At 71.1% G+C, this 18569-nt stretch carries 14 protein-coding genes and 1 riboswitch; of the genes, 6 read left to right on the top strand and 8 right to left on the bottom strand.

Annotated features, from left to right (window positions below):
• The first annotated feature begins 43 nt into the window (after nucleotides 1–43).
• The 3 genes from rarD (at nucleotide 44) to ACFVTC_RS31010 (ending at nucleotide 2840) form a co-directional block, all read left to right on the top strand.
• Nucleotides 44–1054: an EamA family transporter RarD gene (rarD, locus tag ACFVTC_RS31020; RefSeq protein WP_390131858.1), complete on the top strand. Its 1011-nt coding sequence runs from the start codon at nucleotides 44–46 to the stop codon at nucleotides 1052–1054.
• A 236-nt stretch (nucleotides 1055–1290) separates the two neighbouring features.
• The gene (locus ACFVTC_RS31015; protein WP_390131795.1) at nucleotides 1291–1752 is read left to right on the top strand and encodes a VOC family protein; all 462 of its coding nucleotides are present in this window, start codon (nucleotides 1291–1293) and stop codon (nucleotides 1750–1752) included.
• Nucleotides 1753–1877: 125 nt separating this feature from the next.
• Nucleotides 1878–2840, top strand: a complete 963-nt coding sequence (locus ACFVTC_RS31010; RefSeq protein ID WP_390131857.1) for a M28 family metallopeptidase — start codon at nucleotides 1878–1880, stop codon at nucleotides 2838–2840.
• A gap of 6 nt (nucleotides 2841–2846) precedes the next feature.
• On the opposite strand, the gene ACFVTC_RS31005 is transcribed toward ACFVTC_RS31010, so the two are convergent.
• On the bottom strand, nucleotides 2847–3731 hold the full coding sequence (locus ACFVTC_RS31005; protein ID WP_390131794.1) for a hypothetical protein: 885 nt from the start codon (nucleotides 3729–3731) through the stop codon (nucleotides 2847–2849).
• Nucleotides 3732–5043: 1312 nt separating this feature from the next.
• Here ACFVTC_RS31005 and ACFVTC_RS31000 point away from each other — a divergent pair.
• On the top strand, nucleotides 5044–5568 hold the full coding sequence (locus ACFVTC_RS31000; protein ID WP_390131793.1) for a DUF6668 family protein: 525 nt from the start codon (nucleotides 5044–5046) through the stop codon (nucleotides 5566–5568).
• 46 nt (nucleotides 5569–5614) lie between these two features.
• Here the strand turns inward: ACFVTC_RS31000 and ACFVTC_RS30995 are convergent, their stop codons facing one another.
• The 4 genes from ACFVTC_RS30995 to ACFVTC_RS30980 all read right to left on the bottom strand — a co-directional run bounded on the left by ACFVTC_RS30995 (nucleotide 5615) and on the right by ACFVTC_RS30980 (nucleotide 10372).
• Nucleotides 5615–6574 carry an ABC transporter permease gene (locus ACFVTC_RS30995; protein ID WP_390131792.1) on the bottom strand — a complete coding sequence of 320 codons (960 nt, stop codon included), beginning with the start codon at nucleotides 6572–6574 and terminating at the stop codon, nucleotides 5615–5617.
• The gene (locus ACFVTC_RS30990) at nucleotides 6561–7532 is read right to left on the bottom strand and encodes an ABC transporter ATP-binding protein (protein WP_390131791.1); all 972 of its coding nucleotides are present in this window, start codon (nucleotides 7530–7532) and stop codon (nucleotides 6561–6563) included. The genes ACFVTC_RS30995 and ACFVTC_RS30990 overlap by 14 nt, the downstream gene beginning before the upstream one ends.
• A gap of 35 nt (nucleotides 7533–7567) precedes the next feature.
• Nucleotides 7568–8863 (bottom strand): outer membrane lipoprotein carrier protein LolA, encoded by a 1296-nt coding sequence (locus tag ACFVTC_RS30985; RefSeq protein ID WP_390131790.1) that lies wholly within the window; start codon nucleotides 8861–8863, stop codon nucleotides 7568–7570.
• A gap of 498 nt (nucleotides 8864–9361) precedes the next feature.
• A complete protein-coding gene (locus ACFVTC_RS30980) occupies nucleotides 9362–10372 on the bottom strand; it encodes a polyprenyl synthetase family protein (protein WP_148009971.1) in 1011 nt (336 codons plus the stop codon).
• Nucleotides 10373–12481: 2109 nt separating this feature from the next.
• A riboswitch (cyclic di-AMP (ydaO/yuaA leader) is annotated at nucleotides 12482–12640 on the top strand.
• A gap of 4 nt (nucleotides 12641–12644) precedes the next feature.
• On the opposite strand from ACFVTC_RS30980, the gene ACFVTC_RS30975 reads away from it, so the two are divergent.
• A complete protein-coding gene (locus ACFVTC_RS30975; protein WP_390131789.1) occupies nucleotides 12645–13403 on the top strand; it encodes a transglycosylase SLT domain-containing protein in 759 nt (252 codons plus the stop codon).
• Nucleotides 13404–13526: 123 nt separating this feature from the next.
• Here ACFVTC_RS30975 and ACFVTC_RS30970 read toward each other — a convergent pair whose 3' ends face one another.
• The 3 genes from ACFVTC_RS30970 to ACFVTC_RS30960 form a co-directional block, all read right to left on the bottom strand.
• On the bottom strand, nucleotides 13527–14345 hold the full coding sequence (locus ACFVTC_RS30970; RefSeq protein WP_390131788.1) for an HAD family hydrolase: 819 nt from the start codon (nucleotides 14343–14345) through the stop codon (nucleotides 13527–13529).
• 287 nt (nucleotides 14346–14632) lie between these two features.
• Nucleotides 14633–15835: an FAD-dependent oxidoreductase gene (locus ACFVTC_RS30965; RefSeq protein WP_390131787.1), complete on the bottom strand. Its 1203-nt coding sequence runs from the start codon at nucleotides 15833–15835 to the stop codon at nucleotides 14633–14635.
• A 28-nt stretch (nucleotides 15836–15863) separates the two neighbouring features.
• Nucleotides 15864–17114: an ATP-grasp domain-containing protein gene (locus ACFVTC_RS30960; RefSeq protein WP_168533935.1), complete on the bottom strand. Its 1251-nt coding sequence runs from the start codon at nucleotides 17112–17114 to the stop codon at nucleotides 15864–15866.
• Nucleotides 17115–17360: 246 nt separating this feature from the next.
• Here ACFVTC_RS30960 and fahA point away from each other — a divergent pair, with 246 nt between their 5' ends.
• Complete coding sequence (gene fahA, locus ACFVTC_RS30955) at nucleotides 17361–18566, top strand: fumarylacetoacetase (protein WP_390131785.1); 1206 nt, start codon at nucleotides 17361–17363, stop codon at nucleotides 18564–18566.
• The last annotated feature ends 3 nt before the right edge of the window (nucleotides 18567–18569 follow it).

Here is an 18569-nt window from a genome sequence, read left to right as displayed (position 1 = left end):
GCTGCACGCGGGAGCAGCCGTGCGAAAGAAAGGGCCGGTGGCCGTGCAGCATCAGGCGAGGGACGCGACCGGCTCCACCAACTCCAGGGCGGCCGGGAGCGAGCAGCGCATCGGGCTGCTGAACGGCTTCGCGGCGTACGGGATGTGGGGCCTCGTCCCCCTCTTCTGGCCGCTGCTCAAACCCGCCGGGGCCCTTGAGATCCTCGCCCACCGGATGGTGTGGTCCCTTGCCGTGGTCGGTGTCGCGCTGGTCGTGATGCGCCGCTGGGCCTGGCTCGGCGAGTTGCTGCGGCAGCCGCGCAAGCTCGGGCTGATCACCGTCGCGGCGGCCGTCATCACGGTCAACTGGGGCGTCTACATATGGTCCGTGAACAGCGGGCACGTGGTGGAGGCGTCCCTCGGGTACTTCATCAATCCGCTCGTCACCATCGCCATGGGCGTGCTGCTCCTCAAGGAGCGGCTGCGGCCGGTGCAGTGGGCGGCCGTCGGGGTCGGCCTCGGCGCGGTACTCGTCCTCACCATCGGCTACGGGCGTCCGCCGTGGATCTCCCTCACCCTCGCCTTCTCGTTCGCCACGTACGGGCTGGTGAAGAAGAAGGTCAACCTCGGAGGCATCGAGTCGCTCGCCGCCGAGACCGCGGTCCAGTTCCTGCCCGCGCTCGGGTATCTGCTGTGGCTCGGGTCGAGGGGGGACGCCACCTTCGCCGCGCACGGGGCCGGACATGCGACGCTGCTCGCCGCGACGGGGGTGGTGACCGCGGTACCGCTGGTCTGCTTCGGCGCGGCCGCCATCCGGGTCCCGCTGTCCACGCTGGGGCTGCTCCAGTACCTGGCTCCCGTCTTCCAGTTCCTGCTCGGGATCCTGTACTTCCATGAGGCCATGCCGGCCGAGCGGTGGGCCGGGTTCGCGCTGGTGTGGCTCGCGTTGTCGCTGCTGACGTTCGACGCGTTGCGGACGGCTCGACGGGGGGCGCTCGCGCTTCGCGGGCGGGCCGGTGTCGTCGGGCCCCGGGTCGCTCCGGCCGACGCGACGCCTGCGGACGCCAAGCCGTAACCCTGCCGGGGTGTTCTCGCCCCCTTCTCTTGGGTCTTCGCCCCGGTCCCCGCCAAGGGGCTGCGCCCCCCCGGACCTCCGCATCGCCCGAAGGGCTCGTCCTCGGACGCCGGACGGCTGGATACGCGGGCCCGCGCTTCAAGACCGAACGGGGATCTGGGAGCGGAGCCCCCGGGTACAGGGCGGTCCGGTGCGGCGGTTGCCGCGTCGTGGGCGGAACCACTATGAGTGACTCCATGACGCACACCCCACCCCTGCACTGGAAACTCGTCATCGACGCGGCCGACCCCCACGCCCAGGCCGACTTCTGGGCGGCAGCCCTCGGCTACCGCCTGGAGGACAACAGCGCCCTGATCGAACGTCTCCTGGCCCTCGGCGCCGCCCCGCCGGAGGCCACCCTCGAGTCCCACGGCCGCCGCGCCTGGCGGGACCTGATCGCCGTACGCCACCCGGACGACCCCTACGAGGAGGAGACCGGCATCGGGCAGGGCCGGCGGCTGCTCTTCCAGCGGGTACCGGAACTCAAGGCCTCGAAGAACCGGCTGCACCTCGACGTGCACGCGGGCCCCGGCCGCCGTGCGGACGAGGTGGCCCGCCTCCAGGAACTGGGCGCGAGCGTCCTCGCGCACGTCAAGGAGCCGGGCGGCGAGTGGGTGGTGATGGCCGACCCCGAGGGGAACGAGTTCTGCGTGCAGTGACGTACGGGCCGCCCCGGCGCGGCCGGATCGCGCTCTTGACGGCACGTCAGCCACAGCTTCACCATCAGGCACCCCATTCACTGTGGGATTCCCGTGGAATCCCCATGGAATTCGGAGCCCCCCACATGAAGCTCTCCGTTCCCGGGCGCGTCACCTCGGCCGCCGTCATCACGGCCGTCACGCTCCTCACGACCGGTGCGATATCCGGCGCGGCGCCCGCCCGCACCACCGCGTCCCCCACTGCCGCGGCCGCCGCTCCCGACATCCCCGTGGCCAACGTCAAGAGCCACCTCGCCCAGCTCCAGTCCATCGCCACCGCCAACGGCGGCAACCGCGCGCACGGCCGCACCGGCTACAAGGCCTCCATCGACTATGTGAAGGCGAAGCTGGACGCGGCCGGATTCACCACGGTCCTCCAGCAGTTCACGTCCTCCGGCCGCACCGGCTACAACCTGATCGCCGACTGGCCCGGCGGCGACACGGGTCATGTCGTCATGGCCGGCTCGCATCTCGACAGCGTGACGGCGGGCCCCGGCATCAACGACAACGGCTCCGGATCCGCCGCGATCCTGGAGACCGCGCTCGCCGTCTCCAGAGCTCAGTACCAGCCCACCAAGCATCTGCGGTTCGCCTGGTGGGGCGCGGAGGAGCTGGGCATGGTCGGCTCGAAGTACTACGTGAACAACCTGTCCTCGGCGAACCGGGCGAAGATCAGCGACTATCTGAACTTCGACATGATCGGCTCTCCGAACCCCGGCTACTTCGTCTACGACGACGATCCCACCATCGAGAAGACGTTCAAGGACTACTTCGCCGGCCTCGGTGTCGCGACGGAGCCGGAGACCGAGGGCGACGGCCGTTCGGACCACTCCCCCTTCAAGAACGCGGGCATCCCGGTCGGCGGTCTCTTCAGCGGCGCCGACTACATCAAGACGGCGGCGCAGGCGGCGAAGTGGGGCGGCACCTCGGGGCAGGCATTCGACCGGTGCTACCACGCCTCCTGCGACACCTCGTCCAACATCAACGACACGGCGCTGAACCGGAACGCGGACGCGCTGGCGTACGCGGTGTGGGGGCTGTCCTCCTAGCGGCGGTCAGGTCGCGCTCTCGCGGGCGCGGGCGCGTTCGGCGAGGCGGCTCATGCGGGTGCGGGCCGATTCGAGCTGGTCGAGGTCGTCGGCGGCGGGGCCGCCGTCGGCCACGAGCCCGGTCCACACCTCGATCAGAACGCGTCCGAGGTTCATCCCCTGCGCGGGATCACGCACGGCGCGCCAGGCCGTGGCCGCGCTCTGCACGTTGCCGTACGCGGCGTCCGGGTCCCGCTGCCGGCGGCGGACCCGGGCGAGGTCGAGCGACAGATGGAACGACCTGAGGGCGTCACCGGCCAAGTAGGCGATGTAAGCCGAGAGTTCGCCCAGGCGCAGCACCTCGGGATGGTCCGGTCCCAGCGACCGTGCCGCTTCCGCCACGGTCCGCGCGGCCATCGCCGCGGCCTCTTCGATCCTGCCCTCCTTCACGGCTTCGTTGATCCGCGTCACCGGCTCCGCGAGGAACGCGGCGCCCTCCGTCTCGACCACCGGTGTCAGCACCGACTCGGCGACGGCGTCGAAGCCCCGCGCCGGCGTGGGCTTCGGCTCCGGCTCGGGCTCCATCACGGTCATGGCCTCCGCGGCCAGCGACGGATTCCGCGCGAAGACCACTCCGGCCGCCGGGGTGGCCCGCGCGGGGGCGGGAGGCAGCGGCTCGGGGGCGGGAGGCATCTCGGGTGCCGGGCCGAACTCGCCCGTCGGGGCTACCGCGACCCCGGGCCGGGCGTCCGCCACCGGCCCCTGGATCACCCGTAGGACGTGCGTCGACGGCGCCTCGGGCCAGACCGTGGGCTCTGGGAGGGACCCTGACACGGGCTCCGGCCCGAGCGCCACATCGGAGACCGGCTCGGGCCACACCTGGGCGACCGGCTCCAGGACCGGCTCGACCACCGGCTCGACGACCGGCTCCGAGACCGACCCAGGGCCTTGATCCTGGCCTCGGTCCGAAGCCAGACCCGGGCCTCGGTCCGAAGTCCGACCCGGACCTCGATGCGAAGCCCAGCTCGGGACCCGGTCCGAGACCAGATTCGAGGCCGACTCCGAGGCCCGATCCGAGTCCGATCCCGAAGCCCGATCCGAGTCCGACCCCGAAGCCCGATCCGAGTCCGACCCCGAAGCCCGATCCGAGTCCGACCCCGAAGCCCGATCCGAGTCCGACCCCGAGGCCGAGATCGGTCCTGAGATCGGTCCTGAGTCCGGTTGGGAGTCCGGCTCCGAGGCCGACTCCGGGTCCGGGTCCGGGACTCGTTCCGGTACCGCGCCCGAGTCCGGCTCCAGGACGGCTTCCGGGGCGGCTTCCGGGACCTGTCGGGAGACCGGTTCCGGAGCCGGCCCGGGAAGCGGATGCCCGGCCCGCTCGGGCGTCGGCACGGACTCCGGGCCGAGCATCGCCGCGGGGTCCGGACCGAGTGCCGGCTCGGGCGACCGGTCCGGCACCGGTCGCGGCGCCTGCGTGCCGGCGTCCCGACGCACCACGGGCGCCGGGGACCGCGTCGGTGGCGGCGGGGCCGGAAGGGCCGACGGCAGCGGCGGCGGAGCCGAAGGCGGCGTTCCCACCCGTACCGGCTCGCCCGCGTACCGGCTCGATCCGTCGCCGTACACCTGGAGCGGGACGACGAAGCCGATGCGTTCGTCGTGGACCCTGGCGAGGACGGGGTGCCCGGTGGCGCGGGCGATCCGGTGCAGGTGGTTCAGGACGGCGCCCTGGACGGTCTCACCGGGCGTGACGGCCAGGGGCACGCCCCCCACGGTGGCGCCCACGGCGGACGTCGGCACATGGACCTCGATGGCCGGCGCCGGCTCGCCCGCGTGTCCCCCCGGGACGCCCGCCGAGCGCTGCCGCTTGATTTCCCGCTTCTGTTCGCGGCTGAGTCGAGACATTGGTTCCCTCACTCGGGGGTGATCAGGGGAGGGTGATCAAGGGAGAACGGAGCGGCGGACCGCCCGGTCCACGGGATCGCTCCCGCGCCGGGCAGGGCCAAGGCGGCAACGTCCTCGTACGCATCCTCGACTCCCTTCTGCGGGCCCGTCGCCGTGGTGCCGGCCCAGCCTGCCCACCAGTCTCCCGGTTCCCGCCCGGTGCTCGCGTCACCATGGCGTCACAGGCTCGTTCCAGGAACCCGTCCCGCGCTGCTTAACCTGTCCGGGCGCCGTGTACTCCGGCGCTTCACGACCGGTGCGCCGTTGACGGAGGGGACTGGCGATGGGAATCGCGCAGCAAGGGCCGGACGGCCCCGAGATCTGGATCCGCGGGCCGGTGGGCGAAGCCGCGCCGCCGCGGGCGGAGCACGGACAGGTCCTCGCGGGAGCGCGGCGGTTCGCCTGGGTCGCCACCCACGGCGGGGCCGGCACCTCGACCCTCGCGACGGTCTTCGGCGGCCTGGACGCGGGCCGCGACTGGCCGCGGTCCGAGCGCGGCCAGCCGTGGTCGGTCTTCCTCGTGGGACGTACGCACGCGGCGGGGCTGGAGGCCGTCTCGTACACCCTGGACATCTTCCGCCGGGGCGAGGCGCCGCCGGGGCTCGACCTCGAAGCGGTCGTTCTGGTGGCGGACGCGCCCGGCCGGCTGCCCCGCCCGCTCGCCCAGCGGGTCAAGGCGCTGGCCTCGGCGATCGACGTCCACCAGGTGCCGTGGGTGCCGTCCTGGCGGATCGGCGACCTCGGTGCCGTGCCGCCGCGCGAGAGTGCCGCGCTGGCCCGGCTGACCGCGTCCGCGAAGCGCCCCTGAGGATTCCCGCTCCGGTCGCTCCGCCCACCGGGCGCCGCTCCGCCCGCTAAGCAGTGATGTCCTTCGCCGTGAACCGCGCCCATGCCGCCGAGCCGAACACCACCGCGTACAGCCCCTGGAGGCCGAGGTTCCGGACGAGGTCGTCCCAGTACACCGGGTCGCGCATGAGGTCGGCGAAGGACAGCCAGTAGTGGGAGAAGAAGTACGGCTGGAGGGCGTGCAACTGGGGGATCTGGTCGAGGATCTGGACGGTGATGAGGAGCCCGACCGTCGTCGCCATGGCCGCGATGCCGCTGTTCGTCAGCGTCGAGACGAACAGACCGAGGGCCGCCACGCCGATCAGTGACGCGGCGACGACCAGCGCGATGAGGAACGCCCGGCCGAGCCCCTCGGCCAGACCGATCCGCGTTCCGGAGATCGTCGTCAGCTCGCCCAGCGGGAAGAGGAGCGCGCCCACCGCTAGCGCCGAGACCGCCACCACCACGGTCGCGACCAGGCAGAACGTCATCGTGGTCGCGTACTTGATGAGCAACAGACGGGTCCGGCCCGCGGGGGCGACGAGGAGATAGCGCAGGGTCCCGGAGTTCGCCTCGCCCGCGATGGCGTCGCCCGCGATGACACCGATCGCCATCGGCAGGAAGAAGGGCAGCGTCGCGGCGAGCGCCGTGAACACCAGGAACAGGCCGTTGTTGGTGACCTGCGTGATGAAAGCCGGTCCCCCGCCGCCTCCGCCGCCCGCCGACGAGCCGTCCCGCGTCTCGATCCTGATGGCGACACCGATGAGGACCGGTACGGCCGCGAGGACGCCCAGCAGCGCGATCGTCCGCCAGCGCCGGAAGGTCGTGACGAGCTCGCTGCGCAGCAGCCCGAACGTCCACAGCGCGCGCGGCGCCCGCACGGCCTGCGTCCCGCTGCCCGGGGCCTGTGCCCCGCCCTGTGCCGCCGGCGCGTTGTCCCGCGCGGCCTGCGCCCTGTTCCGCCCGGCAGGCACCTCAGCCCGCGACATCGAATCCCTCTCCCGTCAGCGCCAGGAACGCGTCCTCGAGCGAGGCCCGTTCCACCCCGAAGCCGCGTACCCGGACGCCCGCCGTGACCAGCGCGGCGTTCAGTTCGGCGAGTTCGCGGTCCCGGTCCGGCGGCTCGGCCGTCACGCCCGTCTCGGTCACCACCACGTCCCCCACCCCCTGTTCCTTCAGGACGCGCGCCGCGTCCCCGGGGTCGGGCGTGGTCACCACGAGGCGGCCCCGCGCGCCCGCCGCCAGATCCGCCACCACGCCCTGCGTGATCAGTCTCCCCTGCGCCATCACGGCCGCATGGGTGCACACCTGTTCGATCTCATCGAGCAGATGTGAGGAGAGGAAGACGGTGGTGCCGTCCGAGGCCAGTTCCCGCACCAGGGAGCGGATCTCCCGCATGCCCTGCGGGTCGAGGCCGTTGGTCGGCTCGTCCAGGACCAGCAGCCGGCGGGGCTGGAGGAGCGCTGCCGCGAGCCCGAGCCGCTGCTTCATGCCGAGCGAGTACGCCTTGGCCTTCTTGCCGGCGGCGGCGGTGAGTCCGACCCGGTCGAGGGCGGACGCGACCCGAGCGCGCCGGGTGCGCGGGTCGGCGGTCGGGTCGGCGGCGTCGTACCGCAGGAGGTTGTCGCGGCCGGAGAGGAAGCCGTACAGCGCGGGGCCCTCGATGAGAGCGCCGACCTGCGGGAGCACGGCGCGGGCGGCGCGGGGCATGGGCCGGCCCAGTACCCGCGCCGTGCCCGAGGTCGGCTCGATCAGGCCCATCAGCATGCGGATGGTGGTGGTCTTGCCCGAGCCGTTCGGTCCGAGGAAGCCGAAGACGCTGCCCTCCGGAACGGTCAGGTCGAGGCCGTCGACGGCGAGCTGCCCGCCGCGGTAGCGCTTGGTGAGCGCACGGGTGGCGATCACCGTCTCCACCATGTCCGGTTCCGCGGCGGACAGTTCCTCCATGGGCTCCCTCGATTCGAGCTTCGCGGACGCGCCTGCTACTGGGCGGCGTCGGCCGCCTTCACCAGCGCGGACTTGGTGACGGCGCCCGCGTACACCTTGCCGTCGTCCGTGATCAGCGCGTTGATCAGGCGGGTCGAGAAGACCGTGCCCGAACCGAACTTGCCGGAGACGTGGTCGCCGAGCGAGTCCAGGAACCCGGAGACGGGGCTGTTGTCCGAAGCGGAACCCGAGGGCACGCCCTGGCCGCCCGTTTCGAACTCGACGATCGAGCTCCAGCCCTCACCGATGGTCTTCATTCCGTCGAGCCCCTTGCCGGGGTTCTCACCGGGCTTCGGGGATGCCTCCGGGAGCTTGCCGTGCCTGCCCTCGTCCTTGTTCGCGCCCTTGTCGCCCCTGTCGCCCTTGTCCGCGTGCTTGCCGAGTTCCTTGCCCAGCTCGTCGCCCTCGGTGACCTTCGCACCCTTCGGCGGGGTGAAGTCGAAGGTCGAGGCGGCCGGCCTGGAGAAGTCGACCTTGGTGAAGCCCGCGTCCACGACGGCCGCACCGCCACCGGCCGGCGTGAGCGTGAACTTCAGCGGCACCCCGGTCTTGGCGTCCACCGCGACGCTGATCGCGCCGACCGTGGAGCCGGACTGCCTGGGCTTGATGAGCAGCTTGTAGGCATCCCGGCCCGCGACCTGCGCCGTGCCGTCCACGGTCACGGAGGTCGTGTCGTCGACGGACTTCAGGGCCTCGTCGGCCAGTTCCTTGGGCGTGCTCGGGACGTCCTTGGGCACCGCCCCGCGCCGCTCGTCGGACGCGGGCGCCTTCGAGTGGTACACCTCGTTCGACTTGCTGTCGTACGCCCATACGTCGTTGCCGTTGCGGATGACGCTGTACTCGGCGGCGCTCTCCAGCAGGGAGACCTTGCCCTTGTCCGGGCCGTCGGCCGCGACCCGCAGCGTGTGCGTGCCGGAGGCCAGCTCCATGAGTTTGGACTGCGGGTCGGCGGAGGAGCCGCCGGCGCCCTGGGCGGCGCCCGACATCAGGCTGTTCTCCAGACCGCCCAGATCGGGCAGCCCGAGGTCGGTGCTGATCTTGACCGTGCCGGAGAGCTGCTGGACGTCGGACTTGGCGATCTTCTCGACGAGCTGCTGCGCGGTGATCTTCGGCAGGCTGGGGTCACCGGAGTCGGCGAGCGCCGGGACGAGCCCGATGGTCACCGCCGCCACCCCCACCACCGCGACCGGGACGACGTACCGCGCCGCCTTGCGGCGGCCGGTGCGCATCTCGTCGGCCTCGTCGCGCAGCCTTTCCGCCCCGGCGGTCCTGTCGGAATCGTTCGGTGCCATATGTGCCTTACCTCCGTCGTCGGCGGCGGCCTGCCATCCTGCGCTTCCCCACCCCTATAGCCGCCATTCTCACCCGAACCGGTGAGGAGTGGTGCTCTCCATATGACCAAATCGGGCGGAGAGATGCGTCAGACCCCGGACGCAACTCCACGTACTCCTGCGGTATGACACGGGGAGGCGGTGCCGCCCGTGACCCGTAGGGGTCGGCGAGGACATCGCGGCACGGGACAGGCTCAGGTTTTCCAGCTACACGTACTGAACGTACGTAACGTACCTAAAGTGCATACCGTACGGAACGTACGGAACGGGCAGAGCGCACTCCCGCACGCCCGCACAGAACACATCGAAATGGCGGTCGATTACATTCTTCCGCTTTCCCTCGCCGCCGACGCCACAGACGCCACAGACGCCACAGACGCGAGCTTCCGCGCATCGACACGGACCATTCCGGGCCTGGACTCCATCCGATCGTGTGACGGACGTCACACCGAGGGGACGTCAGCCCGCCCGGTGCACCACCGCGTCCACGAGCTCCACCAACGCCGCCTTCGCGTCGCACTCCGGCAACGGAGCCACCGCCGCCCGAGCCTCCTCCGCGTAGCGCACGGTGTCCCGCCGCGCCTGCTCGAGCGCCGGGTGCGCCCGCAGCCGGGCCAGCGCCTCGGCGTGCCGGTCGTCGTCCGTGAGGTCGGAGTCCAGCAGCTCGCACAGCGCGATGTCCTCGGCGAGACCGAGCCGCTCCGCCCGCTCCCGCAACCGCAGCACCGGCAGCGTGGGAATGCCCTCGCGCAGATCCGTCCCGGGCGTCTTGCCCGACTCGTGCGAGTCGGACGCGATGTCCAGCACGTCGTCCGCGAGCTGGAAGGCCACGCCCAGCCGCTCCCCGTACTGCGTCAGCACGTCCACGACCGTCTCGTCGGCCCCGGACATCATCGCGCCGAACCGGCACGCCACGGCGACCAGCGAACCGGTCTTGCCGCTGAGCACGTCGAGGTAGTGCTCGACCGGGTCCCGCCCGTCGCGCGGACCCGCCGTCTCCAGGATCTGTCCGGTGACCAGCCGCTCGAACGCCTCGGCCTGGACACGGACGGCCTCGGGCCCGAGGTCGGCCAGCGTGTGCGACGCGCGCGCGAAGAGAAAATCGCCGGTGAGGACGGCGACCGAGTTGCCCCAGCGGGTGTTCGCGCTGGGCACCCCGCGCCGCGCGTCGGCCTCGTCCATCACGTCGTCGTGGTACAGCGTGGCGAGATGGGTCAGTTCCACGACCACGGCCGAGGGCACGACACCCGGCGCGTAGGGGTCACCGAACTGGGCCGCGAGCATCACGAGCAGCGGACGGAACCGCTTCCCGCCGGCCCGCAGGAGATGCTGCGCGGCTTCCGTGATGAAGGGGACCTCGCTCTTGGTGACTTCGAGCAAGCCCTCCTCGACAGCCGCCAATCCGGCCTGGACATCGGCTTCGAGAGCCTGGTCCCGCACGCTCAGCCCGAACGGCCCGACGACGGTCACGAGAGGTTCTCCTGTCTGCTGACGATCACATGGCGAACTCGGTCGATCATTCGGTCGATGACACGGTTTGTCGATGTGTCGCTGCCATCACTCAAGTCAGCGTATCCGGTCACGTTTCGATCACCACGAGCGCCCACCGTCCCCACTGTCGACTTCCTCCCGACTTCCCTCTCCCTCGACGTCCGATGCCCCCCGAGAGGCAGCCGGCCCACGCAGCCCCCGTCCGGGCGGCGGCCCGTCACGGGCGGTATGTTCTTAATGAGACGGTATGGCGGTAGACGGACCGAATCACGCACGAGCGCTGAGAACCCGAGAACACCGAGAACACCGAGAAGAGCATGTACACCCGTACGGCGTTCCCCTACGAGACGACTCACGAGGACGTCCGGATCCCTCCGGCGGACGACACGCGGCTGCACGCAGACCGCGGGACTCGCCCACGTCGCCCGGCCGCCGGACCTCGCGCACGTCGACCAGGTGATGTGCCGCGACATCCGGGTGAAGCGCCCGGACACGGTGCACCCGTTCATCCATACGTGGCTGTCACCCCCGACCCAAGACCCGTACGGGGGGAGATGACGGAGTCCTGTGGGGCGGCTCCGTTGTCCGTTGGGGCGGCTCCGTCATCCGTGCGGCCGTCCTGACGGTGGGCGGTGGGCGTCACCGCCTGCCCCTCCCTCCTGGTCCTCTCTCTTGATCCTCCCCCTTGGTCACCCCCTTTGGTCACCCCGGCGCGTACGCGCTCCGGGGGTGCGCCGGTGCTCGTGCGCCCTCTCAGCACACCGGCGTGGACGCGGGTCGCTTCCGCCCCGCCGGAGGCGACGCGGACCTGCCGCCGGACCACCGGGAGGGCAGGGCCCGGGTGATCGCCCTGGCGTGCGACGCGGCCCCCGACGGCGCCTCGGCCCTGGTCACTCGGGGTGCTCTGCACATGCCAGCGTGCGATCGCCGTGATCAGGCGGTCCCCCCGAAGCCGAGCACTACGGAGATCGCGCATTTCGAGCCGCCCGCCATCGGCCACGCCGTCCCGCCCGGCCGTCACACCCCTCGCTCCCTCTCTCCCCACCCCCCTCCTGACCGTCCCCGGACCTGGCCCGAGCCGGGCCCGGAGGCCGACTTCACCCTGACCCCTCGCCCAGCTCTCTCGAACTCCGGTTACAGGCAAGGGATTTCGACTCCACGACCACACGGATTCACCCCCGCCACCACGGCACCCACGCCCACCCGGACGGCCTCGAGCGCGGGGAGGGCGTACCGAGGCCGTACTCGGTCCAGGAAGCCGGCCTCCTGAGCGCCCGCGCTCTCCCCTCCCGGTCGATCCGTCCGCGCCGTCCGGAACCCGCCTGGGACGCGCGAAGCGAGTTCCGCTCCGAAGTCACCTGCGACACACGGGACTTCACCCCCCGGTGAGCCGGTCCGCGAGGACGGCGACGAGGTGGCCTCCCATCGGGCGCGGGAGCTGCGGATCCCGCGCGCCGCGGGCCGAAGCCCCGGCGGCCACCTCGGCTGCCCCGCGGGGCAGAGCGTGGACCGGTGAATCCCTGACGGACCCCGGCGAGGGACGCCCGCCCGCTCCAGCCGTCGACCTGGAGAGGGTCACGCGCTTCGGCATCACGCGGGCGGATGCCCCGGCCGGCGTCAACAGAGGCCACACGGGCCTGAGTTCATCCCTCATCCCGACCTGAAGCGGCAGGCACGTCCCGAACACCGGCCCTACGGACTCCACTTCAGGGTCATCGAGGGCCGGCCCCCCACGGCCACCCCGGCACGGACGCGTCCGTACGAACGGTGCGCACGGCTCCCACCGGGAGCTCAGCAGCCTTTTATTCGCGCCTTATATGCCCGACTTGCCGCCATTGCCGCTTTATTCCTGTCGGATCGAGTGAGTTGGGTCACGCGCGAAGGTCATCAACCCCACCGGGCCGCCAAGTGACTACCCGTTTGCATAAGCCAAGTTGAGCGAAGCATTCCGGATTAATCGGGCAATTCATCTGCCCTTATGCCCTGGTGAAAACGATCTACACCGCGACATCAAGGCTTGTTTCGGACATGTGCTGTCGCATACCTTCACGTCACTCCGGACGGACCGCCCAATCCTGCCGCCGACCGGAACCACACCCGACCACACACGCACGGCAGGAGCGGGGGACCCAGGTAAGCCGCCGATCCGAAGTCCGGAACGGCTAGGGGTGAAGTCGCACTCACCGTGCGGCCGGGCAGCTCCCGCCCGAACCCGACAGCTCACCTCGCAGGCACCGGAGAGGAACTCGTCATGGCCGCAGCAGGTAGACACTGCCACCCGAAGACTCGCAGCACCCTCGTTCGCGGCATTCTCGCTGCGGGCACGGGCGCGGCGGTACTCGCCATCCCGCTCCTGGGCGCCACCTGCGCGCAGGCCGCCACGGGCGCCTCCGACGTCCAGCTCGTCACCTACAAGGTGGTCACGGGCGACACCCTCGCCAAGATCGCGCGGAAGTACCCCTCCAGCGGCGGCTGGAAGAAGCTGTACGAGGCCAACAGCGCGGTCATCGGTTCCAACCCGTCGGCGCTCCGCCCGGGTCTCACCCTGACGGTCGGCACGAAAACCGTCCAGAACGCCACAAAGTCCGCAAAGGTCACGGCGGCGGTCGCCAAGACCACGAAGTCCACGACGACGGCGGCCAAGACCACGGCGGTCAAGACCGCGACCACCGCCGCCGTGAAGACGTACACGAACGACCTCGACGGCTGGATCAAGCAGTCGCTGGACATCATGGCCAAGAACGGGATCCCGGGCACGTACAACGGCATCTACCGCAACGTCATGCGGGAGTCCTCCGGAAACCCCAAGGCCATCAACAACTGGGACTCCAACGCCGCCGCCGGTATCCCCTCCAAGGGCCTGCTCCAGGTCATCGACCCGACGTTCAAGGCCTACCACGTGCCCGGCACGTCCATGGACTCCTACGACCCGGTCGCGAACATCACCGCCGCCTGCAACTACGCCGCGGCCAAGTACGGCTCGATCGACAACGTCAACGGCGCCTACTGACCGGACGCCACGAGACCGGGGTGCCGGACCGGACTTCCGGCACCCCGGGAAGCCAGAACCCCGGTGGTCCGCAGCCCCGGGCAGTCGGGGCTACGGACCACCAGGGCTACGGCGCGACCGGGGCTACGGCGCGGAGAGCGGGAACAGCCGCTCAAGCACCACCGCGATCCCGTCGTCCTCGTTCGACAGCGTCACCTCGTCGGCCACCGCCTTGAGCTCCGGGTGGGCGTTGGCCATGGCGACCCCGTGGGCGGCCCAGTCGAACATAGGTATGTCGTTGGGCATGTCACCGAAGGCGATGGTGGCTTCGCAGGACAGCCCGAGATGGGCGGCGGCGAGAGCAAGGCCTGTCGCCTTGGTCACCCCGCATGGCTGGAGTTCGACCGTGCCGGGCCCCGACATGGTGACGGTGGCCAGGGAACCCACCACCGCCCTGGCGGCCGCGGCCAACTCGTCGTCGGACAGCAGCGGGTGGCGCAGCAGCACCTTGCTGATCGGCTCCGTCCAGAGGTCGTCGCGACGACCGACCCGTACCGCGGGAAGCGTCGGGTGCGGCATCACGTAGCCGGGCTCGATGAGTGTCAGTCCGTCCACGCCGTCCTGGTCCACCGCGGCGTACAGCAGCCCGACCTCCGCCTCGATCTTTCCGAGCGCCGTCTCCGCGAGTTCCCTGTCCAGGGTCACCGACCACAGCAGACGGTCCTCGCCCGCGTCGTAGAGCTGCGCCCCCTGCCCGCACACCGCCAGTCCCGCACCGCCGAGTTCACCGAGGAGCGGGCGCACCCTCGGCGCCGGGCGCCCCGTCACGACCAGATGGCGGGCGCCCGCCTCCACCGCCCTCGCCAACGCGGCCCGGGTCCGGTCGGAGACCGTGTCGTCGCCGCACAGCAGCGTTCCGTCCAGGTCAGTGGCGATGAGTGAATATGCAGTCGGAGCGGCCATGATCCGAAGAATACGGATCCGACGACTCAGGGGCCCGGCGTGAACCGGACGACGTCCGGTATCCCGTCAGCAACGCCGTTCACCGCACGGGCCACGCGCGCCCGACGACGTCACACACACTCCGATCCGCCGTACCGGGCGCCCGAGACCGCCGCGACACCGGCTTCAACACCCGTCACGGACCGGCATGTCACGGAATGTGCCCGGCCGGCAATCTCCCGGTGACGTCGGGGCGGCGGCCCCCCGCCACCGCCCCGACCGCCGGGTGCCCGACGCCGTACGCCGACTCAACCGTGGGCCGCCGCCAAGTGCCTGGCCAGTCGCGGCGAAGCGAACTCCGTCCCGCACACGAATCGCATCACGGGCCCGTACGAGGCCGCCGCCGGCAACCCCGTGAAGTACAACCCGGGGACCGAGGACCGGTATCCGGCACCGAGCTTCGGGGTACCGCGGCTCACCGCCAGCTCCGTCCGCAACGCGTGTCCCAGGAAGTCCATCGCGGCGATGTCGACGCGATAGCCCGTCGCCGCGATGACGTGGTCGGCCGCGAGCTCCTCGGGCGCACCGTCCAGGGTCCGCACGGAGAGCACCGGGCGGCTCCCGGAGACCGCGGCCCGCTCGATCCCGGCGATCTCGCTGACCTCGACCTTGCCCTCGAAGCGGTCCCGGAGCCACCACGCGCCGAGCGGGCCGAGCACCCGGCGGACGAGATAGTGCCGGGTCTCGGCGGGCAGATAGCGGTAGGGATGCGGGTAGTAGCTGAGCGCCCACAGCGACCAGGCGCGCCCGAAGGGGGACTCCGGGCGCAGCTTCGGCTGTCCCCAGGGCGGTGCGCCGAAGGCGACCCTGCCCCGGCCCCGGGACACCACGCGCACCTGCGCGCCCGCCTCCGCCGCCAGTGCGGCCGTCTCCAGGGCGGACTGTCCCGCGCCGACGACGATCAGTTCCCTGCCGGAGAACCGGGTGAGGTCGTGGTGCTGGGAGCTGTGTGAGACGGGGCCGGTGGGCACCGGTCCGTCCGCCGCCGCCTCACCGAGCTCGGGCGGCAGATGGGCGAGGCCGTACAGCCCGGTGGCCACGACGACCGCGCGTGCCGTGAACGACTCCCCCGAGTCCAGCTTCAGCTCGAACCCGTCGCCGCCCCGTCGGTCGACGGAGACGACCCGCACCTGCTCCAGCTCGGGCACGAGCTGCCGCTGGAACCACTCCCCGTAGGCGATGAAGGTCTCGACCGGGATGATGTCCTCGTCCGTGACGAGCCGTGGTATCCCGGCCGCGTCGCAGTAGTCACGGAGTGTGTGGCCCGGCTGCGGGGCGTCGATGCTGGAAGCGGCCGGGGTCGATTTGAGGAGCATCCCCTCGGGCATGTGGTCGCGCCAGCTCACCATGGGCCGGCCGAAGACACGCACCGGAATGCCGCGCGCCCGCAGATGGGCGGCGGTGGACAGGCCGAACGGGCCCGCACCGATGACTGCTACCGGATGAATCACGAAGTCCCCTCCCCAGGACGTTCTTCCGTCACTTCGTGGTCGTACTGGTACTGCTGCCGCGACGGTTGGTCCGCCACAGCTGGTACAGATGTCTCGCGCCCGGCCGCACGAAGCGCGCGAGCATCGTGAAGAACGGCCGCAGGTCGTCACCCGCGAGCCAGGCCAGCTCCGTACCGCTCGCACGCGCCGGCGCGTGCGGGGTGGTGTAGCCGCTGCGCCGGTAGGCGAGCAGGGCCGGCAGGTCGATGTTCTCCACGATGTACCGGTGGCCGGCCCGCTGTTCCCCCTCGGGAACGGTGCGCCCGGTCAGGTCGAGGTGCATGGCCCGGACGACGTCGATCCCCGACTCGTTCTCGAAGAGCCGGAACTGCGCGCCCATGCGGGGGTTGAAGTCGAGAAGCTTGTACTGCCCGTCGCGGCGGTCGAAGCGCAGGTCGAGGTCGATGACGCCGCTGAAGCCGATCTGTTTGATGAAACGTGCGGCGAGGTCCGCGAGTTCCGGATTGTCGACGACGTACGCGTTCGCCGTCATGCCCGCGTGCGGTGGCCAGGAGCGGACCTTCACGCCCGTGAACATCGCGAGCGGCGTCGAGTCCGCGTCGAAGTACGCGTGCACGATCCAGTCCTCCGCCTCCTCCCTGGGCAGGTACTCCTGGAGGATCACACCCGGGTTCCCGCCCCAGTCCCGGGCGAGTGCCAGCAGCCCCTCCCGGGTCGCGATCCTCGTCGTCCCGTTGACCGCGGGCCGGCTGCGGCGCACGAACGCCTCCCGGTTCTTGGCCACGAGAGGGAAGCGGGCCGAGGCGGCGAAGCGCTCGATCTCCTCGTACGACTGGGGAAAGGCGGCCGCCGGACTGGGGATGCCGTGCTCCACGCACAGCTCGTGCAGGCCCTGCTTGCTGGCGAGGCGGCGGGGCAGTTTGGCGTCCACCCGAGGAAAGAGGAAGCGCTCCGCGAGTTCCTCCTGGTGTTCCGCTATCAGGACGGCGGCCTCCTCGTCCGTCGGGACGAGCACGGTCGGCCGCCCTATGCGACGGCCGATCCGCAACAGCCCCTCGACCAGGCGCTCCGGCTCCTCCGTCCCCGTCGTCGGCCAGACGAAGGCACGGCGCAGATAGCGTGAGGCCGCGGCGGGCGTGTAACGGTCCTCCGTGATCGCGTACATCGGTATGCCCAGGCGGCCCAGGCTCCGGATGGCGCCCACTCCTCCGTGATGCAGTGGATAGTCACCGAATTTCACTATCAGCCCAGGAACGTCCCGGTCGGCGTCGACCGGCACTCCACTGACGCCCCTGGCCACGGGTCCCCCCACGTGTCCCCCCTACGGACCGGACCCACCCCGTCCATGTCCCCAAAGGACGCTAAGCCGGAATTGCCGCGTCCGACAAGGCCTATTCGGACATTGCGAACTCTTTAGGCACTGCCACAGCACGGCCACTCCCCCGTAACGTGTGCCGCGACCACACGGAACGCGTGGAACACATGGATCACGGCGCGTACGACCACGAAAGCGAGGCACCACCCGATGCCCCCCTTCGATGTCCCCGAGGGCGATCCCTTCGGCCCGCACAACCTCCCCTACGGCGTCTTCTCCCGGGCCGGCTCGTCCGAACGGAGCGTCGGCGTCCGGCTCGGCGACCACGTCCTCGACGCGGGCGCGGCGGCCCGGGCACTCGGCTCCCCGTACGCCGAACTGCTCGCGCGGCCCAGCCTTAACCCACTGCTCGCGGCGGGCCGCACGGCCTGGTCCGACGTGCGCCGCGCGCTGACGGGCTGGGTGACGGTCCCGGCCCACCGGGAGACCGTGGAGCCCCATCTGTACCCCCTCTCCGAGGTGACCCTGCACCTCCCGTTCGAGGTCGCGGACTACGTCGACTTCTACGCCTCCGAGAACCACGCCCGTAACGTCGGACAGATCTTCCGCCCCGACGCCGCGGACTCCCTCACCCCCAACTGGAAGCACCTGCCGATCGGCTACCACGGCCGCGCGGGCACGGTGGTGGTGTCGGGGACGGAGGTGGTGCGTCCGTCGGGCCAGCGCAAGGCCCCCACGGACGCGGAGCCCGTCTTCGGTCCGTCCGTCCGGCTCGACATCGAGGCCGAGGTCGGCTTCGTGGTCGGCGCTCCCTCGCCCCTCGGCACTCCGGTGCCCCTCGCCGACTTCCGCGACCACGTCTTCGGCCTCTGCCTCCTCAACGACTGGTCGGCGCGCGACATCCAGGCCTGGGAGTACGTCCCGCTCGGTCCCTTCCTCGGCAAGTCCTTCGCCACCTCGGTGTCGGCGTGGGTCACCCCGCTCGACGCCCTGGACGACGCCCGTGTCGCGTCTCCGGTCCGCACGCACCCCCTTCTTCCCTACCTGGACGACTCCGCGGAGGACCCTGGCGGCTACGACCTCCGTATCTCCGTCGCCATCAACGGCCACGTCGTCTCGGAGCCGCCCTTCTCCACCATGTACTGGACGGCGGCCCAGCAACTGGCCCACATGACGGTCAACGGAGCCTCCCTGCGCACCGGCGACCTGTACGGCTCGGGGACGGTCAGCGGCCCCTCGCCGCAGGAACGCGGCTCCCTCCTCGAACTCACCTGGAACGGCCGCGAGCCCCTCGAGCTCCCCACCGGCAAGCGGACCTTCCTCGAGGACGGCGACGAGGTGACGATGACCGCCTGGGCTCCCGGCCCGAACGGCACCCGGGTCGCCCTCGGCGAGGTCACGGGCCGCATCCGCTAGTTC

The organism is Streptomyces sp. NPDC057950, from assembly GCF_042887295.1.
Classification (GTDB): Bacteria; Actinomycetota; Actinomycetes; order Streptomycetales; family Streptomycetaceae; genus Streptomyces; species Streptomyces kaempferi.
The sequence above is the reverse complement of the archived record's forward strand: the minus strand, read 5'-3'. Positions and strand labels throughout refer to the sequence as shown.